The organism is Mesorhizobium sp. M7A.F.Ca.MR.362.00.0.0 (assembly GCF_004023175.1).
Lineage (GTDB): Bacteria > Pseudomonadota > Alphaproteobacteria > Rhizobiales > Rhizobiaceae > Mesorhizobium.
This window is the reverse complement of sequence record NZ_RZTF01000039.1, coordinates 1-8,459: the sequence shown is the minus strand read 5'-3', so window position 1 is coordinate 8,459 and position 8,459 is coordinate 1. Positions and strand designations below refer to the sequence as shown.

Annotated in this window: 5 protein-coding genes and 1 pseudogene; 1 reads left to right on the top strand and 5 read right to left on the bottom strand. The window is 62.5% G+C overall.

Annotated features, from left to right (window positions below):
• Positions 1–227, top strand: a pseudogene (locus EOC06_RS41985) (D-TA family PLP-dependent enzyme); the annotation flags it as partial.
• Positions 228–254: 27 nt separating this feature from the next.
• On the opposite strand, the gene EOC06_RS08255 reads toward EOC06_RS41985, so the two are convergent.
• The 5 genes from EOC06_RS08255 to EOC06_RS08235 all read right to left on the bottom strand — a co-directional run.
• On the bottom strand, positions 255–1,841 hold the full coding sequence (locus EOC06_RS08255) for a sulfotransferase (RefSeq protein ID WP_245469400.1): 1,587 nt from the start codon (positions 1,839–1,841) through the stop codon (positions 255–257).
• A gap of 85 nt (positions 1,842–1,926) precedes the next feature.
• Positions 1,927–2,610, bottom strand: coding sequence for an outer membrane protein (locus EOC06_RS08250; RefSeq protein ID WP_127267277.1), 684 nt, complete (start codon positions 2,608–2,610; stop codon positions 1,927–1,929).
• Between the two features lie 189 nt (positions 2,611–2,799).
• Positions 2,800–3,528, bottom strand: coding sequence for a heme ABC transporter permease (locus EOC06_RS08245; protein WP_128307485.1), 729 nt, complete (start codon positions 3,526–3,528; stop codon positions 2,800–2,802).
• A 172-nt stretch (positions 3,529–3,700) separates the two neighbouring features.
• Entirely contained in the window at positions 3,701–5,482 is a 1,782-nt protein-coding gene (locus EOC06_RS08240; RefSeq protein ID WP_127267279.1) for a glucan ABC transporter ATP-binding protein/ permease, read from the bottom strand.
• 510 nt (positions 5,483–5,992) lie between these two features.
• Positions 5,993–8,459: glycosyl hydrolase family 65 protein (locus EOC06_RS08235; RefSeq protein WP_368773585.1), on the bottom strand; the 2,467-nt coding region annotated here is incomplete at its 5' end.

Sequence of the window (8,459 nt, the reverse complement as noted above, 5' to 3'; positions counted from 1 at the left end):
ATTTCGGCGAGTTGCTCGGCGTGTCGGGAGCGCGGGTGACCAGTCTGAGCGAGGAGCACGGCACCGTCACGCTTTCGGGCGACGGCAAGCTGCGCATCGGCGAGCGCGTGCGTGTCGTACCCGACCATTGCTGCGTCGTCACCAATTTGTTCAACGAGGTCAATCTGGTCGACGGCGACAAGGTGCTGGAAACGCTGCTGGTGGCGGCGCGCGGAAGGATGGGGTGAGACCGACGCGCCCGAACTGAACGCCACTCAGCGTTGAAGAACTGGACCCAGCGCCGCTTTCAATGGATCGAGGGCGTCGCCGTAGAGTTTCCAGCGCTCGACCGAGGATGAATAGATCGGCTGGCGCACCTGCCAGCGGCTCGGCGTCCGCACCGTGCGCTCGGTTTCGTGGAAACGGAGGCAGGCATCGTCCCATTCAATCCCGAGGAACCCGATCAATCCACGCGCTCGGTTTTCGAAATCGGCCACCGTTTCTTCGTAGGGCATGTCGTGGATATCAAGCGGGACGACCTTGGCCCAATGGCGCATCAAGCGGTCATATTGCCGGTAATACTGCCCCAGCTTGTTCAGATCGGCATTGTAGCCATGCGCTTCGGAAAAATTATGCATGAAACAGGACGTGCAATTGTCCATCGGGTCGCGCCGGCAATGGATGATGCGGGCATTTGGCAAGATGAGGCTGATGAAGGCCAGCAGTTCGAAATTGTGCGGCATCTTGTCGACGACCAGCCGCGCCTTGCTGTTGCGCTTGTTGAGATCGTCAAGATATTTCGAGCCAAGCACTTTCGCCTTGGCCGGAGTGAGCGCCGCCATAGCCTTGGTGAAGACAGAAGGATCGAGTTTGTCGAACCCGAGTTCACCGGCCAACGAGCGAATGGTCGGCAGTTCGCCCGCGCCATAGATGTCGCGATGACTGGCGCATATCTGCTCGGTCAGCGTTGTTCCCGACCGTGGCATGCCGACGATGAAGACCGGGCGTCTCGACGGATTTCCCAATTTTGGCCGCGCCGCGAAGAAGTCGGCATCGAAAGTGTCGATGAAGCTGTCGTAAAGCTGGGTGTGCCGGTCAATGTCGAAATCATTGCCGGAAATTGCCTTGGCCTGCGCGAAATGGCGGATGGCCAGGCGATACTCGCGCTGATCGTTGAGCATCTTGCCGGCGGCGTGGTGCAGCACCACCCGCTCGCGATCGGTTGTCATGGGCAATTCCAGGCGAGCCCGTATTAAAGGCAACGCTGGATCGTCCTTGACCGCCCGGCGCGCTAGCGCCATTCCGGCCAGCGCCTCGACATGGCTCGGGTCGATGGCAAGCGCGCGGCCAAAACATTCGACCGCCTCGGCCTGCCGGCCGATGTCGGTGAGCAGATCGCCCATACCGGCAAGGGCCGTCAGCGACTGGCTGTCGACCGCCAGCGCCCGGCGATAGAAACCTTCGGCGACGTCGCCCTCGAGCTGGCTGCGGTAGGACCGGCCGAGATTGCACAAAGCTTCGATGAGCCGGCCGTCGAGCGCGATCGCCTTCTTTAGATGTTTGCGGGCGCGCTCGATGTCACCGGTGACATTATAGGCGTTGCCGAGATTGTTGCGGAAGATAGCGTTGCCCGGTTCGAGCTTGACCGCCCTTTCCATATAGGCAATGGCGGCGTCATGATGCTCGGCCTCGATGGCCAGAGTGCCCATGAGGTTCAGCGCCATGGCATTTTTCGGCTGCGTGCGAAGCACCGTCTGGTAGCAGAACTCGGCCTCGCGAAAACGCTTGCGCCGTTGCAGGTCGATGCCGCGCTGCAATGTCTTTTCCGCCGGTTCACCGGCGGTCGGAAGGGAGGCTGGCATTATTGCCGGCAGACCCAGAGGTTGCCGGCGGGGCAAAAGCGGCATCCGTCAAATCCAGGTCGCGGCTTGTGACAGGCCGGTCAAATCAGAACTTGTAGATAACGCCAAACTGCAGATTGTGGGAGTACAATTTGGCATCCTTGTAGGTATTGCTGCCGTCATTGTCGTCCAGATCGACGTTGGAGACGGCCTTGAAGCGATAGCCGAAATCGAGGTCGACATTCTGCGTCACCGCATAGGTGACACCCGTTCCCAACTGGCCGGCGAAACCCCAGCCGCCAGGCCCATATCCAAAGTCGTCACCGTCAAAATGGGTATCGGCGGTAACATAAGCTGCGCCGATACCGCCGCCGACATAGAGCTTGGCATCGCCAAAATGCGCAACGTCGGCCCAGACATTGGCGAGCAGATAGGTCGCTGACAAATTGCCGGCCGCATCGCCTGAGTTGAAGACAACACCGTCGTAACTGCCGCTAAACGAACTTGCTTTGTAGCGCGCGTAGGACAATTCGCCTTCGACACGAAACACATCGTTGATGCGCCGACCGACAGCACCGCCGATCACGAAGCCAGTATTAAGATCGACTGAATACCGAGAACCATCGTAGTCCGTCTTCACATCATTGGGGAAACTGGCGCCACCAAACAGTGTGACATACCAGAGATCCTCGGCCCTCGGGGCGTCGACGACAGCATCGGCGGCGTGCGCCGAACTCCAGCCAAGCCCCAATGCGAGTATCGATACCCCAGCCAGCAAACGCAGTTTCATCGTCGATTCCCCGCTCAATAACACTGAATGGCACTCAGCTCGGCTCAGGGGAAGATGTCAACGGACGGACGAAGTCGAGGCGACCTTTTGGGACACCTCGTTGCTATACAGCAACACAGCAGCATTGTTCAGGCGAAAGCAGGAGTAAGGTTGCTGCTGGTCGCAATTCGAGCGGCGAGAGGGGGAAACCTAATCGCGTCTCTCTGCCTGCCTAGCCGCGACCCGTCTCATGGCAATCACCCGGCGGCGGCGGATTTCGGTGCGCATCGCCATCAGGTGCAGCGCGAAGAACAGCACGGTGAAGCCGAGCGCCATCACCAGAAGCGGCCATAGCAGGCTGGAGTCGATGGTGGAGCCGCCCATGCGGAACACCGAGGCCGGCTGATGCAGCGTGTTCCACCAGTCGACCGAGAACTTGATGATCGGGATGTTGATGAAGCCGACCAGCGTGATGATGGCGGCGGCCCAGGCGGCGCGGCTGGCATCGTCGAGCGCGCGGGTCAGCGCGATGATGCCGAGATACATCAGGAACAGCACGAACACCGAGGTCAGCCGAGCATCCCAGACCCACCAGGTGCCCCACATCGGCTTACCCCAGATCGAACCGGTGATCAGCGCCAGCGCGGTGAAGACGGCGCCGATGGGCGCTGCGGATTTCAGCGCGACATCGGCCAGCGGATGCCGCCAGACGAGCGTGCCGAGCGCCGAGATCGCCATCAGCGTGTAGCACATCATGGCCAGCCAGGCGAAAGGCACGTGGATGTACATGATGCGGACGGTTATGCCTTGCTGGAAATCCTCAGGCGCGGCGAAGCTCATATAGAGCCCCACGGCGAGGATCAGTGTGGCGATCGTGGCCAGCCACCGCACGACCTTGTCCGCCAGCCCGACGAAGCGCGTCGGGTTGGCGAGATCCATCCAGCCGGTCAGGCGTGAAGTCGTGTCTCTCCTGCGGTTCTACATAAACCGCCGCGGCGTTCGGGGCAATCGAGCGGTGGTGTCGCAGGCGCAATTGGGGCGGCCGTGCCTGTACTCTCACCCGGACCTATGGTCCGACCTCCCACAACAAGGGGAGGTCGGAGAAAGAAGCTCAGGCGGCTGCTTCCTGCTGTTGCTGCACGGTGCGGCTGAGGCGGCGAACCTCCTCGTCGTTGAGCAGGCCGCCGGCGCGCAGCAGGCTGGCGAAGCGGCCATTGCGCAGCGACAGCTCGGTGAAGCCGCCCATCTCGACCACCCTGCCCTTGTCCATGAACACGACCAGATCGGCGTCGCGAACGGTGGTCAGGCGGTGGGCGATGATGAAGGTCGTGCGGTCGCGGCGCAGCTCGTCGATCGCTTCCTTGACGCGGTCCTCGGTCTCGACGTCGAGCGCGCTGGTCGCCTCGTCGAGCACCAGGATCGGTGCGTCCTTCAGCACGGCGCGGGCAATGGCGATGCGCTGACGTTCGCCGCCCGAGAGCTGCCCGCCACGTTCGCCAACCACCGTGTCGTAACCATTGCTCTTGGACAGGATGAAGTCCTGTGCGGCAGCCGCATTGGCGGCGGCATGGATCTCGTCATTGCTTGCATCGGCGCGGCCAACACGGATGTTGTCCTCGATCGAGCGGTTGAGCAGCCCGGCATCCTGGAACACGGTGGCAATCGAATGGCGCACCGACTTGCGGGTCACGGTGCGGGTGTCGATGCCGTCGATCAGGATACGGCCATGGGACGGCGAGAAGACACGCTGCAGCAGGTTGATGAGCGTGGTCTTGCCGGCGCCCGTCGGGCCCACGATGGCGACGGTCTGGCCGGCCTGCACCTCGAAGGACACGTCGTCGATGCCTTGGCCGGAATTGGCGAATTCGAAGCCGACATTCTCGAAGCGGACATGGCCGGTGACGTTGGCAAGATCGCGCAGGCCGTCCGGCTCGGCGGCATCAGCCGCGGAGTCCTCGAGATGGTAGAAATCCTCGAGCTTGGCACGGGCCTCGGAAATCTGGTTTGCGAAAGCCGACATCTGGTCGAGGCGTGCGATCAACATCGTGGCAAAACCGGTGAAGGCAATGACGTCGCCGACACCCAACTGACCACGAGTGACGAGATAGGAGCCGATCGACAACACGATCAGCATCGAGATTGCCGATGACAGACGGTGCAAGGCATTGGCCAGCGCCCACCAGTCGAGAACAGGGTTCTGCGCGTCGAGCAGGTTCTTGACGTAGCGGCGCAGCGTATCGGCCTCGTGGCCGAGGCGATTGTAGCTCTGCAGCACCGCAACGTTGCTGACCGAGTCGGTCACATGCGCGAACACCTTGTGGTAGTGGCGCTCGACCGCGGCCTGGCCCGCCTTGGTGCGGCGCATGACCATCCGGCCGATGCCGACATAGAGCAGCCCGAGGCCAAGCAGCACCAGCGACATGCGCAGGTCCATGCTGATCGCGGTCGGGACCAGCAGTACGAGGGCGACAGCCGTGGACAAATGCTGGCGCATGAATTCGAGCCAAAGGCTGAACAGGGTTTCGACGGCGCGCAGCATCGTATGCAGCGCATTGGAGGTGCCGTGCTGATGGTGCCAAGCGAGCGGCATGGTGATCACGCGCTCGAAGGACTCGCAAAGCACTTCGCTGCGCCGGGCATGGGCAAAACGGTCAGCGCCGCGCGCCACCATGACGAAGGCAACGATGTTGAAGGCGCCGAGACCGGCCCACATGACCAGCGTGGTGAAGACAGAGCCACGCTCGGAAATGGCGCCGATGACGCGACCGAACATGATCGGCTCGAGAAGCGCTACGATGGCGAGAGCCACGTTGGCCGAACAGATCAACGCAACGCGTTTCCTGTCCGCGGCCAGATAACCGAGAGCTCGCCAGTAGATTTGCAGAAGGGTCACCCCAGTTACTCCGCCACGCTGTTTATTGTGCACTGCATCATTTTATTCGTACCGGTTGATACGTCGCAAAACAATGGCCGTGTACCCCTTCAGTTCCCTTAGAGCGAACAAAAGATGGCGACGTTCCGAAATCTGCCGTGATCACCTAACGGTTTGAGAAGACAGGTAAAATGTCAGGCATGCGGCGAAATCATGGCAGTTGGCACGTGCTGCCACAATTTTAGTCAGCAACAATGTCGGACGGATGACTAAGCCGAAATCGCCTTCAATGAAGTATAGAACGAAACAAAGCTGCATGACGCCCCTCCAGGCGAAGGAAGGGCCAACTCTCACTGCTCGTGGCGCCCCCTATCGGACGCCCCAAGCCTTTGATTTCATGCACTCCTCGGTGGCATGTCCTTCAATCGGCAGGCGGCAACCCCAGGCGGGACGGTGCCTCTCATCCCGCCGTGGCGGCAAAAGTCGCGCCCCGGATTCCAGGCCCGAGCGCATAGTTTTTGAGCACATGCATCAAGCCGGGATCCGGATGACCACCTCGGCAACTTCGCCGTCCTTCAGTTCGACTGCCGAACCCTTGGCCTTTGTCCCATTCACCTCCAGCGACACGGCCTTGGCCTTATTGTCGCGGATGACGCGAACCTTGAGTTCCGCCCCCAGCATTTTGAGATTTGCCGAGTAGCCGTCCCAGTGGCTCGGCAGCTTCGGCTTGAACTGGACACGCTTGCCGCGCCGCTCGATGCCCAGGATGCCTTCGACAGCAGCCCTGTAGAGCCAGCCGGCAGAGCCGGTGTACCAGGTCCAGCCGCCACGGCCGCCCTTGCCGTTGCCGGCAGTGTCGTCCCCGGCATAGATATCGGCCGCCACGACATAGGGCTCGACACGATAGTGCTCGGCCGTGGCCTCGTCGGTCGCATGGTTGACGGGGTTCAGCATCGAGAAACAGCGATAGGCCTCGTCGACCTGCCCCATCTCGGCGAGCGCGATGACGAACCATGTGGCGGCATGGGTGTACTGGCCGCCATTCTCGCGCACGCCGGGCGGATAGCTCTTGATGTAACCCGGGTCCTTCTCCGTCTTCGAGAAGGGCGGCGTGAACAGTTTGACGATCTTCAGCTTGTCGTCCACAAGCAGCTTCGTTGCTTGCTCCATCGCGGTGGTCGACCGTGCCGGATCGCCCTCTCCCGAAAGCACGCTCCAGGACTGGGCGATCGAGTCGATCTTGCACTCCTGCGAGTTGCGAGACCCCAAAGGGGTGCCGTCGTCGAAACTGCCGCGCCGGTACCATTCGCCGTCCCATGCGGTGCTCTCAAGCGCCCGCTTCAGCACATCGGCATGCTTTGCCCAGGCCTGTGCTCGCTTGGCATCGCCCTCGGCCTTGGCGACGGGGGCGAAATCGCCCAGCGTCTTCAGCAGGAACCAGCCGAGCCAGACGCTCTCGCCCTTGCCGTGCTCGCCAACGCGGTTCATGCCGTCGTTCCAGTCGCCGCCGAGGATCAGCGGCAGGCCCGCGGGGCTGCTGCGCTTGATGGCGAGATCGAGCGCACGCGCGCAATGGTCGTAGAGCGACGCCGTCTTCTTCGAGATTTCCGGGGTGAAGAAGGCATCGTGTTCGCCCTCGCCCAGCGGCTGTCCATCGATGAACGCCAATTGCTCCTTGAGGATGGTGGCATCGCCGGTGACCAGCAAATAGCGCGCCGTGGCGTGGGCAAGCCAGACCACGTCATCGGAGATCAGCGTGCGTACGCCAGCACCCGTGCGCGGCAGCCACCAGTGCTGCACGTCGCCTTCGGGGAACTGCCGCCGTGCCGCATTGAGGATTTGGTCGCGCGCCAGTTGCGGATCATGCGCCAGCAGCGCCAGCGTATCCTGCAACTGGTCGCGGAAGCCGAAGGCACCGCTGGCCTGATAGAAGGCGGAGCGGGCACGGATGCGGCAGGCCAGGCTCTGATAGGGCAGCCAGTGATTGACCATGGCGTCGAGCGCCTTGTCAGGCGTCTCGACCTGGATGGTGTCGAGGAAGCCGCGCCATTCGCGCTCATTGTCGGCCAACCGCTGGTCGAAGTCCTTGACCTTATGCTCCTGCACCAGCGCGCTCGCCTCCTCGGCGGACTCGGCGTCACCGAGCAGCCAGAGCAGCGTCACGTCGCCGCCAGCCGGGATCTCGACGTCGCGGGCAATCGCCGCGCATGGATCGTCGCCGGCCTCGACACGGCCAGACAGCGCCGCACCACTCAGCACCGCCTGCGGCATCTCGCTGGAGCCATGCCGGCCCAGGAACTCCGTCCGGTCTGTCGTCACCGAATGCACGCCGCCGTCAGCCGCGAGGAATGCAACGCGCTCGCCGAAATCCAGCCCGTAGGGGTTTTGTGCCAGCAGCGCCCCGCTGGCGGCATCCCGCGACGGGACGATGGTTGCCGCAGTGCGCGACCGGTGCCCGCCGAGCACCCATTCGGCATAGGCATAGACACGCAGCCGCGCCGGCACCGAACCGGAATTCTGGATGCGCAGCCGCGAGATCTTCAGCGGATCGACCGGATCGACGACATGGGTGAGATCCATCGACAATGGTCCGCGCTTCGAGCGGAAGGTCGAGAAACCCTGGCCGTGCCAGGCCTCGTAGGTCATCGTGGGATCGCGCACCATGGCGGCGAGCGGCGAGAATGCCTTGCCGCTGGCTTGATCGTAGATATAGAGGCCCTCGCCCGGCCGGTTCGAGACCGGATCATTCGACCACGGCGTCAACTGGTAGTCGCGGCTGTTTCGGCTCCAGGTGAAGGCAGCGCCCTCGGCGGAGGTATGGAAGCCGAACGAGGCGTTGGAGACGACGTTGATCCAAGGCTGCGGCGTCGTGCGCCGGCCGGCCAGGCGCACGACATAATGCCGCCCGTCGCCGTCGAAACCGCCAAAGCCGTTCCACTGGCTGAGACCGCTTCCATCGGCGCTGACATTGGCCACTGCCTGCGAGGCAGGAGTATGC

Bases quoted from the DNA above. Each gene is read 5' to 3' on its own strand.
- EOC06_RS08245 (WP_128307485.1), bottom strand. From the start codon at position 3,528: ATGGATCTCGCCAACCCGACGCGCTTCGTCGGGCTGGCGGACAAGGTC.
- EOC06_RS08255 (WP_245469400.1), bottom strand. From the start codon at position 1,841: ATGCCAGCCTCCCTTCCGACCGCCGGTGAACCGGCGGAAAAGACATTG.
- EOC06_RS08250 (WP_127267277.1), bottom strand. From the start codon at position 2,610: ATGAAACTGCGTTTGCTGGCTGGGGTATCGATACTCGCATTGGGGCTT.